Raw genomic sequence first — 13,959 nt, forward strand, 5'->3', positions numbered from 1 at the left:
GATTTCTGATGGAGCAAGTCACCGACTACTGCCCTGAGTGCGGGAGCGAGCGAACGGATTTCGATACCACGTGCGATGCATGCGGGGCGCCTCCTCGCTCGGATGACACATCCGGAGCGATCGTACGCAACACCGACCTGGAGCCGTACGTTGCGCTTCGATACATCGCCAGGCTTTTCAAGATTCTCGCGGTTCTCCTGATCCTGATGATGTTCGGCGAAGTCGCCGTGGGACTGACCACGCATGGCACCGGAGCGGTGCCGGACCTCTTGTCGGAGGTCACACGGCTTCTCGTTCTCGCCGGACTTCTGTGGGGTGCCGGCGACATCGCGGTTCTCTTGATCGATCTCGGGCACGATGTCCGCGTCTCGAGAATCCTTCTCGGGCGAATCAACGCCAGGATGCACATTCCAGGCGCCTCGGATGCCCTGAGCACCTTTTCGACGTCGACTCCACTATCAAAGGAGAAGGAAACACGGAGTGAAGTGAGAAGTGAGCCACGCACTTAAATCGGCCTTTACGCTCACCCTCGCAATCCTGACCTCGAGCTGCGGGAATGCCCGCCAGGTGGACAATCCTGCCGAGCACCGCCGCCAGCCGCCGACGGCGAGCTCCGAGACGGGTCAGGAGGGAGCGAGCGGCAAAACCGCGCTCGCGACGTTCGCAGGCGGGTGCTTCTGGTGCATGGAGAAGCCGTTCGATGATCTCGATGGTGTGATTTCGACGACTTCGGGCTACAGCGGTGGCACAGTACCTAACCCCAGCTACGAGCAGGTGTCCGCAGGGCGAACCGGCCACGCGGAAGTGGTTCAGGTCGTCTATGACCCCGATCGGATCAGCTATGAAGAACTGCTGTACGTGTTCTGGCGGAATGTCGACCCACTGACTTCGAATCGGCAGTTCTGTGATTCGGGATCGCAATACAGATCGGGCATTTTCGTCCACGACGATGCCCAGAGAAAAGCCGCGGAGGATTCGCTCCGCGAGCTGTCCAGCCGTTTCTCATCGCCGATCGTCACCGAGATCGTCGACTTCGATGAGTTTTATCCTGCCGAGGACTATCATCAGGATTACTACGCGACGAATCCGATCCGATACCGGTTCTACAGGTCGCGATGCGGAAGGGATCAGAGGCTCGCACAGGTCTGGGGTGACGAGGCGGGCGGTCACACCGAGTGAACATGAGGCAGGCTGCGATACGATCCAGCCGGCCCGATGACTCGCCTACTTTATCTGCATGGATTTGCGTCATCCCCGTCGTCGACGAAGGTCACGCTCATCCGGGAGCGCCTCGAGCAGGACGTACTGACCTTTGATGCGCCTGATCTGAATGTCCCTGAATTCCGGCGGCTGAGCTGGGAGGCCATCATCGGCTCGGTGGTCGATCGCGCCGACCTGAATCCGACCGTAGTCGTCGGTTCATCTCTCGGAGCGATGATTGCTCTGGAATGCTCGCGGCGGAAGCCTGACTGGGACTGCGAGCTCGTACTGATCGCCCCCGCGATCGGAATCCGGGAAGGATGGGTGGATTGGCTTCCGAACGATGGCGGATCCGAAGTCGAGATCTTTCATCATGGGACGGGAAAGGAAGAGCCGATCAATCGAAGCTTCTTCGAAGAGATCAGCCTCGCCGAAGCGGACCTTCCGACGCCGGCAAAGAGAATCCGGGTGATCATGGGCGATCAGGACGAATCGATATCGATTGCCGGGGTTAAGGAGACGTGGGAAACCTGGAAAAAGAGCGGATTGCCGCATGGCTCTTCCTTTCGCGAGATTCATGGAGGGGATCACCGGCTCGTCGATTACGTGAGCGAAGTGGTCGCGGAGATCCGGATTGCAGCCCGGCTCTGACGAAGGGGCGGCTCGAAGCGGTCTCGCGGTCGCCTCGATTGCAGGAGTCCTCTATTTTTCCGAGGGGTTTCCGTACGGAATCGTCAGCGAGATGCTTCCGATCTACCTTCGGGATTCGGGTGGCTCTCTGGCGGCGGTAGGCTCTCTGAGTCTCGTGAGCCTTGCGTGGACGCTGAAGTTCCTGTGGGCGCCGCTCGTCGATCGGCTCGGGGGTTACCGGGATTGGATCCAGTGGGCCCTCGTCTCGATCGTGGTCATTCTGTCGTTGATGGGAATCACGCGCTCGAGTGACGGGGCCGTCTTCTGGACTCTCGTGACGCTTCTCGCGATCTCCTCGGCTTCTCAGGACATTGCCGCCGACGCCCTGACGATCACGATCACACCGGACAAGTTGCTCGGGCTCGTGAACTCGGTCCGAGTGACGGCCTTCAGGATCGCTCTGATTCTGAGTGGGGGCGTCGTCGCGCTGGCGAGCCTGGGCTCGTGGTCGTTCGCGTTTCTGGCCTGCGCGGGCATCGCATTCATCGTTTTCATCGCGACGCTTTTCATGCCTCGCGGCAGTGAACGTACCACCGAAGCGGAGAAGAACGTCTTCGGTGGTGTCCGGCGTTGGCTGAATCGGCGGCATGCCGGACCTCTGCTGGCGCTGGTTCTTCTGTACAGGCTGGGCGATTCGGCACTGCTGCCGATGATCAAGACGTTCTGGCTCGACTCCGGCTTCTCGCCGGCTGAGGTCGGAGCGGTGACGATCTCGGCAGGAATGGTGCTGACGGTGCTGGGCGCCTGGCTGGGTGGATGGTTCATTGCCCGGAAGGGTTTGTGGGCCGGGCTGCTCTGGATGGGGATCGCACAGATGGCATCGAACGTGGGCTATGCGATCGTGGCGTCGACGAGCGCGACGCGTCTCGGCCTTTACTCCGCTGCCGGTATCGAGAGTTTCGCGAGCGGTCTGGGAACGGCGGCATTTCTCGCGTTTCTGATGGCGATCTGCGATCGGCGATACGCGGCGACGGAGTTCGCGCTCCTCAGCGCGCTTTTCGTGATCACCCGGTCGTTTTCGGGCGCCATGAGCGGTGTGGCGACCGAGGCTCTGGGATACGGCCCCTACTTCTGGTTGACCGTGGTGCTCGGAATTCCGGCACTTCTGCTGCTGCCCGTCCTTCGTCAGGTTCCGGAGCTCGTTCGGGGCGACCATTCGAGCTCGGCAACGACGGGTGCGTGATCACTCTGACCGACATCGGAGCGCACGACGCAGCTCGATGCGGTGGCGGCGACTGGACGGGTGGCGAGAATGTAGTCGAGTCTCCAGCCGATATTGCGCTGCCGCATGTTGCGCCAGGGCGCCCACCAGGTGAACAGGCCGTCGTCGTTCGGCGCCATCGCTCGCCCCAGATCGACGAAGTGCCGATCAATCATCGAGTTGAACAGCGTGCGTTCCTCGGGCAGCTGCCCGATGGCGTTCGGCTTCCGCTCCTTCGGATGTACGTCCTGATCCGAGCGGGTGATGTTCATATCACCGCAGAGGATGAGCTGAAGCCCGTCGGCGCGCTCCGTCTCGATCCAGTCGTCGAGCTGATGAAGGAACCGGATTTTCGCATCGAAGTCCTTTCCTCCATTCGGCAGATAGATGGAAGCGACTACGAGGTCTCCCAGTCTTGCCGCGACGACACGGTCCTCGAAATCGAGCTCGGGATGGTAAAAGCCGGGCTCCGGGCTCAGCGAGGTTCGGATGTGTAGCGCCGTCCCCGAGTAACCTCCGGAGCCATGCCAGTAGCAATGGTATCCGTCGGCGTCGCAGATCGACTCCGGCACCTTGGAACGTGGAGCTTTGGTCTCCTGCAGGCAGACGATGTCGGGCTTCTCCTCGGCCAGCCATTCGGCGTACTGAGCTTCGCGAGCGCGAATTCCGTTGACGTTCCAGGTCGCGATTTTCATGGGTCTGCTCGATCCGTTGCTTCCTCTGGTTCTGCTTGCTGCTCGTCGTTCGACCAGCGAATGAACCCCGCGTCGCGTTTATCGAGACCTTCGGGCAGCCGGAGTTGTTCAGCCAGCAGGTCGTCGATCGAACGCATCGAGACTTTGCCGTCGCGTACCGTGATCGCCCGATGTTCGAGGCCCAGCGGAGGGCAGCCGAAAAGCGCGATCAGAATGGAGATTGCTGCCAGCCCGAGAACCGGCGCCGCGAAGCGCGACGTTTTCAGCTCGGAATCGTGGACCCGCTCGAGTCCTCGAGGTGGCTGGAGGAAAAAGCGGAACGAGAGAATCAGAATGATTGCGGTTGCGGCGATCGCCCCCTCGACGTAGCCCGCGAGACTCTCGAGGACGCCGATTGCGACGTACCCTGCGCCGATTGCGAGTGCCAGCGCCATTCGCGTGCTTCTCCGTGCCGTATCGAAGGGCTGTCCGAAGGTTTTCAGCAGGTGGGTCGCGATCAGCCAGGAAGCGAGGAGTGCGGCGGCTGACGAGCCGATGGCAAAGATCGAGAGGGAGGGACCGGCGAGTGTTTTGACCGCCGGCGCGAAGGCGAACAGCCGGATGAGCTCGAAGCCTGCGACTCGGATGAAGATCTGGGAGGAGAGCCGCCCGCTGGCGGGCCAGAACCAGGTGATTCCGAGAGCGGTCGCGATTCCTGCCCCGGCGAGTACGCCGTCGATCAATTGAGAGTCGCCGACGAGAGGTGGCCAGGAGTACAGAGGGAGGGATGGGTCGGATACCGCGTTGACGAAAATCACGATCAGGCCATGCCATCCGGACCAGACGGCGAGAAGGGTCTGGACGAGCCAATATCCGATCGAGGCGAGCGCTCGGGCGATGAGAAGGAAGCCGGTCGCAACGATGATCAGAACCGGCCACGACGGGCGAGGCCGGAACTCTGAGCGCGTTTCTCCGTATCGAACCATGGTGAGTGGGAGGTCGAGCCCGGATGAGCCGAGCGCTCGAAAACCTCTGGAGTAGGATTATCTCACCCGGAGCCTTTCAACCGATGACTCGTGGAACCAGGAGGTCGCTCATTGTCTGGGCCAGCTCGATCCTGCTGGTTCCCATCCTTTCGTCCGCGGCCGATCTGTTTTCCGGTGTTCCCCTGCTGTCGGCGATGTTGAGCTTCTCTCTCGTTCTGGCGGTGCTGATCGCGACCCTTCTCACGACTTACCTCGCGATCGTTTTCGTCCGATGGGTTCTCAGCCGGTTGTTCTGGAGTGTCGGCCGTCGGCTGGCACTCAGTTATCTCCTTCTCGGACTGCTGCCTTTTCTTCTCTTTGCCGTCCTCGTCTGCGTGACCGGATACATCGGGCTGGGCGTAATGAGTCAGACCTCGTTTCGGGCGGCACGGCAACAGGAGATGGCGAGGCTCCAGCAGGCCAATCTCGAGTACGTCCTGACCGGAGAGGTACCGAAGGACCTTCCGGAAGTCACCGAGGTGTATGACAGTCGAAATCCCGGAAAAGGGGAGCTGCCGGACTGGCTCGGCCGCGGGTCCTTTGCCGGGACGGCGCTTCGAGGCGATCACGCCGTCGTCATTTCCGCGAAGACGTACCTGATGCGAGATTCCCGCAGAGTCGTGGCGCTCGTTGTTCCGATGCAGCAGGCGTGGCGCGATTCGCTGGAGAACCGCAGCGGAATCCGGTCATTCAACATGACGCTGCATCGCAACGGCGAATCGATCGAGGTCATGGAGACTGATCCGGTGATGGTGCGGCGGGCGATCAACGAGTTCGTCTTCAATGCATCGACCCTTGCGGGGGTGAGCTGGATCGACTTCACTCCCTTTCTCACCGACTGGGAAACGGGAGAAGAAACGAATCAGCAGCAATTCTTTCTGATTTCCAACCCTTACTCGAATCTTCTTTCGTTCTATCTCGGAAGCTCCTCCCGGTACCTGAACTATCTGCTTGCCGGAGTTCTGGGAGTCGCGATGATGCTGGCGCTCGTGTACCTGGCTACAGCATTGGTCGCGGTGGGGATGATTCTTTCCATTACGAGAGCGGTGAATCGCATTCAGAAGGGGACGGCTGCGGTCGAAAGCGGGGACCTGAGTTATCGGATCGGGATGAAGCAGACCAATCAGCTCGGAGACGTGGCGACCTCGTTCGACCGGATGACTGCGTCGATCTCGACGCTTCTCGAGCAGGCGGCCGAGCAGGAACGGTTGCGCAGTGAAATCGAGATCGCTGCCTCGATTCAGCAGAATCTTCTTCCCGACGAAGGACCGGAGATCGATGGGGTCGAGTTTGCTGCTTACTTCGAGCCCACCGCAGCGATCGGCGGCGACTATTACGACGTGTTCGTTCTCAGCGAGAACAAAGTGGCGGTAGCGATCGGAGATGTGGCCGGACACGGGCTCTCGACCGGAATCGTCATGGCGATGGTCAAGGCGGCGATCACGACGCTCGTGGAAGAGCAGACCGACGAAGAGGCTCTTTTCCGAAGGCTGAACGCTCTGGTCTTCCAGTCCACGGAGCGGCGAGCCTTCATGACGCTCGGGTTCACGATCTTCGATCTCGAGGCGAAGACGATTTCTCACACGAACGCCGGCCACGTCTATCCCTACATACTCCGTGCGGGTTGTCCGCCGGAGCCGATCGAGGGTCCGTCGCTGCCTCTCGGGATCCGTCCGGGCATCCGCCCGATCACTTCGCTGACGGACCTTCGCGAAGGCGACACGCTGGTCTACCTTTCCGACGGGATCATCGAAGCCGTAGGGCCATCCGGTGATCCGTTCGGCTTCGAGAGGCTCGAGACGGTTCTGGAGGGACTGGCCGGCTCGGAACCCATCGAGGTTCGGGACCGCATTCTCGCTGCGGTCGACCGCTATGGGCGGACGGAAGAGTACGACGACGACCGTACTGTGATGATCCTGCGCTTCACCCGACTCGGCGAGAGCCGGGTCTCGCCGGAGCGCGAGACTGAGGACGAGATGCTGGTTTCTTCGGCGTCATGATCTCTGCGGGACGTCAGCCCGCCGAGCCCGACCCCTTTCCATTGCTCTCTCTGCCGGGCCTGGCGCTCGGACTGGAGCGCTGTGACGTCGTGTCACGCAGAGTGGCAGGGCAGATTCCTTGCTACCAGATCCGCAAGGACGTGGGAGGCTGATGACGATTCGTACCATCCTTTTGTTTGGAGGGCTCAGCAGAGAGAGGCTCGTGTCGGTGGCTTCCGCCCAGACCCTTGCGACGATCGTGGACCAGCCGGAGCTGTGGTTCTGGAGGCGGGACGGAAGAGTTCTGCAGGTCCATCGGAAAGCGCTTGCCTTGCACTCCGACGTATTCGTTGAAGAATTCGATCCGGAGGGTCGTCTGCTGGGAGAGACGTTACCGGAGGCGTTGGATGCGAATGATCTGACCGACGCGGTGTTCGTCATCGGGCTGCATGGCGGAGCGGGGGAGAACGGAACGATCGCCGAGTGGATGGAACAGCGCACCATCGCATTCACCGGCTCCGGCTCGAAGGCCAGTCGTCTGGCTTTCGACAAGCCGGCGGCCAAGGACGCGGTGTCCGCTCACGGGGTTCGAGTGGCCCGTTCGATCGTGTGGACCAGGGACGACGGAGATTCCGACGAGATCCGTGCTCTGCTGAAAGAAGCGGGCCGGCTCGTGCTCAAGCCCGCGCAGGAAGGATCCAGCTACGGCATGCGAATCGTCGACAGCCCCCGGGAGCTCGATGAGTTTCTCTCGGCTTCCAGGGAAGATGAATACGACGCATGGCTCATCGAGGAGTTCGTCGATGGGGTCGAGCTGACGGGAGGGGTAATCGAGAGCGGCGGGCAGTTGATCACGCTTCCAACGGTCGAGATCCGCGCGGAGAAAGGGCGCGTCTTCGATTACCAGGGGAAGTATCTCGGCTCCGGAATTCGGGAGATCTGCCCGGCTGAGGTTCCGGAGACCGTCGAGCAGGCGAGCCGCGACTTTGCGAAAAAGGCTCACGAGGTTCTCGAATGCTATGGGTATTCGAGGAGCGATTTCATCGTGGGAGCCGAGGGACCGGTATATCTCGAGACCAATACCCTGCCGGGGCTGACGAAGAGCTCGCTGCTCCCGCAGGAGCTGCGCGCTGCCCGAATCGGATTTCGGGATTTCATCGATGAGCAGATCAGGCTCGCGCGATTGAGGTACGACTGAGGCGTGCGCGGCCCGATGCCGACCTCGGGCCGCATGCACGAGCTGGCGAGATCGTCGCGACCGCTTTCTCTGACTGTGGAAAAATGAAGTGAACGGGAGGGCTCGATCGGCCCTCCCTCCCCTGTTCAGGCCGTAGCCGTGGTCGGGCAGTACCGGTCGAAAGCGGCAGTCAGTTCCGCAGCGATGTCGTGGGCTTCACGACCTTCGATCTGGTGCCGCTCGATCATCTTGACGACCTGCCCATCCTTGAGCAGGGCGATCGAGGGGGACGAAGGGCGGTAGCCGACGAAGTAAGAGCGAGCCTTCATCGTGGCGTCTCGATCATTTCCCGCAAAAACCGTGATCTTCCGATCGGGTTGCACAGGATGATCGGCGGCGAGGCGGATCGCAGGCCTCGCATTTGCCGCCGCACAGCCACATACCGAATTGACGACGACCAGAACGGTACCCTCCTTCTCGACGGCGGCCGCTACGTCTTCCGCGGTTCTCGCCTCCGAAAGCCCGACACCCGTCAGCTCCTCGCGCATCGGTTTGATCAGCATTTCGTCATACATATCAATCCTCCTTCGGCTGGAAAGAACCCGGTGCCGTCTCGAATAATTCGGGCCCGCGCTTGATCGGGGAATCCGAAAGATGCCGGACCCCGCTGACCGTAAGCCAGACGAGGAGCAGCCACAGCGGAATCGCCAGCCAGTTCACAATCCACCCGCCCCGAGCTTCCCACAGAGCGTTCGCGTAGTACCACGTCAGCTCGCGACACCAGATCGTGTAGGTCACGTAGAGGTAAAGCGAGACGCTTGCGACCAGCAGGAGCGTCTGTCGGAAGGTCAGCGTAAAGATTGCGAAGGGGATCAGCCAGGAGAGGTACTGGACTCCGAAGCCGGGGCTCAGACAGAGAAAAATCGACAGGCTCAGATGAATTGCCGCCGGAAGCTTCTCGAGGGAAATTCCGCTCCGGAAGCATACCAGCGCAAACGCACCGACAACGACCAGAATCAGCCATTTTCCGAGTCCGTGGTAGAGGTCGGCGGCCTCGACGATCCCGTATCGCAATGCGCCTTCGGGAGTCAGACTGAGCTCCTGGAGTATTCCGGTGATTCCCCAGCCGCCTCCGGCCGGCGTGTATCCGAAGACGTTGTGAAGATACCGGGGCGAGCCCGCGAGAACGGGTGGTATGAACGCGACCACGAAGGTGACGGTAAATGCAGCGAGGAAGCGAGCAGCGGGTCCGAACCGCCAGGGGCCTTGCGCCTTCCCGGCGAGGAACGCGAGGATCACCGGTACCAGAACGATCGGTACGAGCTTGATCGATGCGGCGAGAGCCAGAGTGACTCCGGCAAGCCATTGTGCGTTTCCGCGAACCAGAAGCCAGAGCGAGGCGGCAATGAGCATCAGCATCGTCGGGTCGGTATTTCCGTGGAATCCCGAGACGAAAATCGATGCCGGTGCGATCAGTACGATCGCGGGCGCCAGGAGCGTGTACCTGGGTGCCACCCGGATTGCGATCAGGCAGAGGAAGCCAGCGGTCGCAGCGTCCGCGAGCGTCTGGACGAGCCGCAGCACATCGCCTCCGGCGAGCCCGATCGCTTCCCCGAGCCGGGCATAGAGAATCATCAGCGCGAGGGATAAGGGAGGATGATTGATCGCGGAGTGGACGCTGTAGGCCCCCGCTATGCCGAACTCGCGGGCAATCGACGTCCAGAGCTCGATTGCGAGGACATCGTTGGTGCCGAGAGTCGTAGCGACCAGGAGAAGTCGGAGGGCGAGTCCCGCTACGAACGCGACGAGGAAAAACCTCGACTCACTTGCCGACCCGAGGTCCTTCAGGCTCCCCCCGCGCTGACCGGGCCGAGGCTGCCTGACGCATCATCCTGCCGCTTCGGACCGTAGAGCTCGCGAACCAGTCGACCGATGGAGTTGTCCTGAAGGCCGTCGGAACGGCACGTATCGAGAAAATGGAAGAGGTCGCTGATGGCGCGTTGCGGCCGATCGTTCTCATCATAGCGAGGAATGAGTCTCGCACCGCCTTCGATCGCATCGACGACTTCCTCGATGCGAATCCGATCCGGATCGCAGGCGGGGAGCCAGCCTCGCCATTCACCGCCGATTTCCTTGGCCAGGTGGGCGCGCTCGAGCTTGATGAGAATGTCTGCCATCTGCTGATCGGTCGCGCGGAACATTTCAGCGAGGCGGTAGGACGACGGTGGCTCCTCCCGCTGATCGAATCGTCGTGCAATCTCGATCAGCGCGCGTATCGCAAAATAGAGCTCGTATTCGGGTCGCTCCTCCAGCGACATCTCACTGGCCCTGACGATTCCCTGGAGGTTCTGGTGAACGTAGCTGACGACGACGCCGAGCAGAATGACGACCCACAAAATCTCGATCGCGAGAAGAAAAAGGATGATCAGTCCGAGAGCCCCGTAGATCACGTTGAGCCGGCCGGCAAAGAGTGATTCCGCATAAACCCCGAATCCGAATCTGACGAGCTCGAACAGAACAGTCGTCATGACGGCGCCGAAAAATGCCGACCGGAGACTGACCTTGGTCGCGGGAACCAGCCAGAAAAGCATGGTGAAGGCAATGAAGAGCACCAGCATCGGCAGAATGCTCGGAAGCGGTGTTCTCCTGATGACGACGTCGAGATATTCGCTCCCCGCCAGAGATGCAGAGGTCGTCAGCGAAATACCGATCAGTATGGGACCCCAGAAGAGGAGCATCGTGAACGCACGCAGCCGCTGACGGTAGCTCCGGGTCTTCTTGATGTGCCAGATTTGATTGAAGCCCACCTCGACGGCCATGAAGAGGCGGAAGGAAATGACCAGAAACACGATGGCACCGAAGGCGGAAGCGGTGGAAGCCTGATCGGCAAAACGTGTCAGATGGGAAGCGATCTGCGGTGCCTGATAGGGAAGAATGACGTTGAGAAGTGAATCGAGCTGAGATCGCATATCGGGCAGGATTCGCGCGAAATAGCTCTCGATGACGATGGAAAAGGCGACGATCAGAGGAACGAGAGACAGAAGCGTCGTATAGGCGAGCGAAGCTGCTCGCAGCGAGCCCTCGTTCGACCAGAATTCGCGAATCACCTCGCGAGCGAAGAGCAGTGTCTCGACGAGAGCGGCACGCCCTCGCTTCTTACCGATGGCATTTTTCGAGTAGATCTCGCGGGCCTCGAGCGTCCAGTAGTTCCAGAACGAGGTCCGGGCCGCCCGCAGCCGATCGGTGAGTCGTCGCGGTTCCTTCTCGTCGGTCTGGCCCGTCATGAGGATCTCGGTTATGGCGCAGAAGACTGCGCACCCCGAACAGATTGTACAGAATGGGGCACCTCAACTCCTCATCACCGACTGATGAATCGTGTCGAACAGGTAGATGAAGCCGACGATCGCCGAGAACGCCAGAATGACGGCGATCAGCAGAATCGTGGTGAGGATGACGAGGGCGATCAAGGCGATTTCCGTATTGGTTCGAGGAGGGCGGCTGATATCTCGATGTCTGAAGAGAAGCTCGACGTTTCCGAGATTCTCATGAAAGAAGAAGTCGAAGATGTCGCCGAGAAGCGGGATCGAGCCAATCCACACATCGATGAGTATGTTGACGACCATCTTCAGCAGAACTCGTGTCGGCACGCGGTGACGCAGGGCTCCGATGATGATCCAGCTCGAGAAGACGGCGCTCACGACGTCCCCGAAACCGGGAACCAGGCCGACGATCGGAGCGAGGCCAACCTTGCGACGTGTGCCGGGAATCTCGATGGCGGCGTCGAGCAGCTGTGCGAGCCGTCTCAGTGCCAGGAGATCGGACGGCAGCCGTTCGTCGGGTTCGAGTATCTCCGGCTCGATTACGTTCTCGTTCACGGCTCGGGGCTCTGCAATTGCCGGGCAATCTCGAAAAGCGACCCCTCAGGGGCGGTTGTCGGGGTCGAATGCCTCGACGGGAACGTCGAATCGTTTTCTGGCAGGTTTCAGAGTAATGTAGACGGTGGATCCTTCTCCGGGCCTCGACTCGGCAAAGATCTCGCCGCCGTGGCTCTCGACGATCTGTCTGGCAACGGCGAGTCCGAGACCGGTCGCGTTTCTTTTAGTCGAGAACATCGGCTCGAAGGCCCGGGCGAGAACGTCCCGGGGCATCCCCGTCCCCGTGTCGGTCACGGAGATCATGACCCAGCTGCGCGCATATGAGTGAGCTTCCGGCAGCGAGTCTGTACTCCCCGCTGTCGTGAGCCGCACTTCGATCCGGCCTCCCTGCGGCATGGCCTCGGTGGAGTTTGACATAACGTTCAGCAGCACCTGCTGCAACTGCTTTTCGTCGACTGAGAGGTCGATGTCCGGTTGGTCGTATCTGAACATCAGGCGGATGTCGGGCGTGAGTGTCGGCTCGAGCACAGCGATCACGGATTCGATGAGCTCGCAGGCTCGAATCGTCTTTCTCACGGGCTCTTCAGGATGGACGCACTGAAGGATCTGCCGCGTGATCTGGTGTCCGCGCTCGACGGCCGCGTGGATGAATCGTGTCGCGTCCTTCGATCCGGGATCCTGTTCCTCGTTTCGCATGAGAATTTCCGCAAACGGGAGAATCCCCATCAGGACGTTGTTGAACTCGTGGGCGATCTTTTCAGTGAGCAGGCCGAGATTTTCGAGACGCCCGAACTGCTCGATCTGCCGGTGCAGGCGCTTTTGTTCCGCGACATCGCTGAAAACGATCACTGTCCATCGCTCGGACTCGGCACCGAGAATGGGCAGCGAGGTGAAGATGGCCTGAAACGGCTGGCCGTCGATTCGGGTAAATTGCGTCAAGCGGTATCGGACGATCTGCCGCGAGTGGAGAGCCCGAAGCAGCGGGCAGGTTCCTTCGTCGTCGCATCGCGGGTGCACGAGGGTGTGAAAATCGACTCCCTCAGCATCCTCGGAACCGAGAGCCCGGGCTGCAGCCGAATTCATGAAGATGCTCTTCCCTGCGGAGTCGACCGCGCAGATGCCGTCCAGGGTGGACTGCAGAATCGTCTCGCTGAGCGCGGTCGCTCGCAGATTCCGTCGTTCGCTTTCCCTTCTTTCGCTGATATCGGTCATGACTTCGCTGTAGAAGAGAATCTGGCCATCGTCGTCGCGAACGGGTGAAATCGAGCTGGCGAACCACCGAATCGAGCCGTCCGGGAGATCGAGCCTCCGCTCTCCTTCCCAGGCATCCAGCTGGCCGCGTGCAATCGCATCGATGGCCAGGCCGAAGTCAGGCTCGCCGGGATAAACCTCGGCCCAGCTCTTTCCGATGATCTCCACCGTGTCCCGTCCGACCATCTCGGCGTAGCTGTGGTTCACCTGGGAGAATGCGAGCGAGGGTGTGATGTGAGCGATTCCGACCGCGGATTGAAGGAAACTTGCCGAAAACCTCAGCTCCGAGCTGCGCAGAGCCGTGTTGAATGCCGAAATTCGTTGCCGGAGGTCTCGTTTGTCGAGCTCCTTCTTGATCGTGCCGGCCAGCTCCGGAACACGTGCCCTGTTCAAAACGCAGCGGGCACCGAACTTCATCAGCCGCATCGAGGTCTCGACGTCACGTTCATCCGAGAGGAGGATCAGCGGCAGGTCGGGGAGCTCTTCGGAAAGCCGGGAAACGAGGTCGGTCACCTGAGTCGGGGCCACAGCAGGGTTTGCGAGGACGAGGTCGAAAACCGCGCATGAGCCGAGTGCTTTCAGCTCGCTGCGGCTGGTCACCTCGACGATTTCGACTGAGCGAGAGAGCTTTAGGATCTCCCGGCGCACCAGGAGAGCGTTTTCCCGCCCGTTCTCGATGAGCAGCAATCGAATCATCAGTCGCTCGGAAGTTTGCCCGCAGTTGAACGTTATCGGGTTCCGGACAGAGAGACCCGCCCACTACGCTCGCTACGCCGCGACTATTCTATTGCTTTCAGCATCCCGATCACCACAGATCCTGCGGAGCACGAACGGAAGGTCGTCGGACCGTTGAGCCGGGCTGCCGAGAATGAGCAGGTAAAACAGCC

13 protein-coding genes are annotated in these 13,959 nt (G+C 60.7%); 6 read left to right on the top strand and 7 right to left on the bottom strand.

Annotated features, from left to right (window positions below; all coding sequences use genetic code 11):
* The first annotated feature begins 8 nt into the window (after window positions 1-8).
* From KY459_09630 to KY459_09645, 4 genes are read left to right on the top strand one after another with little or no spacing between them, the layout of a single operon-like run.
* On the top strand, window positions 9-509 hold the full coding sequence (locus tag KY459_09630) for a zinc ribbon domain-containing protein (protein MBW3564972.1): 501 nt from the start codon (window positions 9-11) through the stop codon (window positions 507-509).
* A complete protein-coding gene (gene msrA, locus KY459_09635) occupies window positions 493-1,179 on the top strand; it encodes a peptide-methionine (S)-S-oxide reductase MsrA (protein MBW3564973.1) in 687 nt (228 codons plus the stop codon). The genes KY459_09630 and msrA overlap by 17 nt, the downstream gene beginning before the upstream one ends.
* 36 nt (window positions 1,180-1,215) lie before the next feature.
* The gene (locus tag KY459_09640) at window positions 1,216-1,851 is read left to right on the top strand and encodes an alpha/beta fold hydrolase (GenBank protein MBW3564974.1); all 636 of its coding nucleotides are present in this window, start codon (window positions 1,216-1,218) and stop codon (window positions 1,849-1,851) included.
* Window positions 1,835-3,073 (top strand): MFS transporter, encoded by a 1,239-nt coding sequence (locus tag KY459_09645; GenBank protein ID MBW3564975.1) that lies wholly within the window; start codon window positions 1,835-1,837, stop codon window positions 3,071-3,073. The genes KY459_09640 and KY459_09645 overlap by 17 nt, the downstream gene beginning before the upstream one ends.
* Here KY459_09645 and xth read toward each other — a convergent pair.
* A complete protein-coding gene (gene xth / locus KY459_09650) occupies window positions 3,016-3,786 on the bottom strand; it encodes an exodeoxyribonuclease III (protein ID MBW3564976.1) in 771 nt (256 codons plus the stop codon). The genes KY459_09645 and xth overlap by 58 nt on opposite strands.
* The gene (locus tag KY459_09655; protein ID MBW3564977.1) at window positions 3,783-4,751 is read right to left on the bottom strand and encodes a hypothetical protein; all 969 of its coding nucleotides are present in this window, start codon (window positions 4,749-4,751) and stop codon (window positions 3,783-3,785) included. The genes xth and KY459_09655 overlap by 4 nt, the downstream gene beginning before the upstream one ends.
* Window positions 4,752-4,834: 83 nt before the next feature.
* Here KY459_09655 and KY459_09660 point away from each other — a divergent pair, with 83 nt between their 5' ends.
* Both KY459_09660 and KY459_09665 read left to right on the top strand, forming a co-directional pair.
* Window positions 4,835-6,790, top strand: a complete 1,956-nt coding sequence (locus KY459_09660) for a SpoIIE family protein phosphatase (protein ID MBW3564978.1) — start codon at window positions 4,835-4,837, stop codon at window positions 6,788-6,790.
* Between the two features lie 157 nt (window positions 6,791-6,947).
* On the top strand, window positions 6,948-7,967 hold the full coding sequence (locus KY459_09665) for an ATP-grasp domain-containing protein (protein MBW3564979.1): 1,020 nt from the start codon (window positions 6,948-6,950) through the stop codon (window positions 7,965-7,967).
* Window positions 7,968-8,092: 125 nt separating this feature from the next.
* Here KY459_09665 and KY459_09670 read toward each other — a convergent pair whose 3' ends face one another.
* The 5 genes from KY459_09670 to KY459_09690 all read right to left on the bottom strand — a co-directional run bounded on the left by KY459_09670 (window position 8,093) and on the right by KY459_09690 (window position 13,768).
* Window positions 8,093-8,521, bottom strand: coding sequence for a BrxA/BrxB family bacilliredoxin (locus KY459_09670; protein MBW3564980.1), 429 nt, complete (start codon window positions 8,519-8,521; stop codon window positions 8,093-8,095).
* A 1-nt stretch (window position 8,522) separates the two neighbouring features.
* A complete protein-coding gene (locus tag KY459_09675) occupies window positions 8,523-9,581 on the bottom strand; it encodes a DUF2029 domain-containing protein (GenBank protein ID MBW3564981.1) in 1,059 nt (352 codons plus the stop codon).
* Between the two features lie 209 nt (window positions 9,582-9,790).
* On the bottom strand, window positions 9,791-11,230 hold the full coding sequence (locus KY459_09680) for a YihY family inner membrane protein (GenBank protein ID MBW3564982.1): 1,440 nt from the start codon (window positions 11,228-11,230) through the stop codon (window positions 9,791-9,793).
* 63 nt (window positions 11,231-11,293) lie between these two features.
* Window positions 11,294-11,821 (bottom strand): DUF4112 domain-containing protein, encoded by a 528-nt coding sequence (locus KY459_09685; GenBank protein MBW3564983.1) that lies wholly within the window; start codon window positions 11,819-11,821, stop codon window positions 11,294-11,296.
* A gap of 45 nt (window positions 11,822-11,866) precedes the next feature.
* Entirely contained in the window at window positions 11,867-13,768 is a 1,902-nt protein-coding gene (locus KY459_09690; protein MBW3564984.1) for a PAS domain S-box protein, read from the bottom strand.
* Window positions 13,769-13,959: the final 191 nt, after the last annotated feature.

It is taken from the genome of Acidobacteriota bacterium (assembly GCA_019347945.1).
Lineage (GTDB): Bacteria > Acidobacteriota > Thermoanaerobaculia > Gp7-AA8 > JAHWKK01 > JAHWKK01.

Coding starts and splice junctions, on each gene's coding strand:
- xth (MBW3564976.1), bottom strand. CDS start 3,786: ATGAAAATCGCGACCTGGAACGTCAACGGAATTCGCGCTCGCGAAGCT.
- KY459_09670 (MBW3564980.1), bottom strand. CDS start 8,521: ATGTATGACGAAATGCTGATCAAACCGATGCGCGAGGAGCTGACGGGT.
- KY459_09660 (MBW3564978.1), top strand. CDS start 4,835: ATGACTCGTGGAACCAGGAGGTCGCTCATTGTCTGGGCCAGCTCGATC.
- KY459_09680 (MBW3564982.1), bottom strand. CDS start 11,230: ATGACGGGCCAGACCGACGAGAAGGAACCGCGACGACTCACCGATCGG.
- KY459_09655 (MBW3564977.1), bottom strand. CDS start 4,751: ATGGTTCGATACGGAGAAACGCGCTCAGAGTTCCGGCCTCGCCCGTCG.
- KY459_09675 (MBW3564981.1), bottom strand. CDS start 9,581: ATGATTCTCTATGCCCGGCTCGGGGAAGCGATCGGGCTCGCCGGAGGC.
- KY459_09690 (MBW3564984.1), bottom strand. CDS start 13,768: ATGATTCGATTGCTGCTCATCGAGAACGGGCGGGAAAACGCTCTCCTG.
- KY459_09630 (MBW3564972.1), top strand. CDS start 9: ATGGAGCAAGTCACCGACTACTGCCCTGAGTGCGGGAGCGAGCGAACG.
- KY459_09640 (MBW3564974.1), top strand. CDS start 1,216: ATGACTCGCCTACTTTATCTGCATGGATTTGCGTCATCCCCGTCGTCG.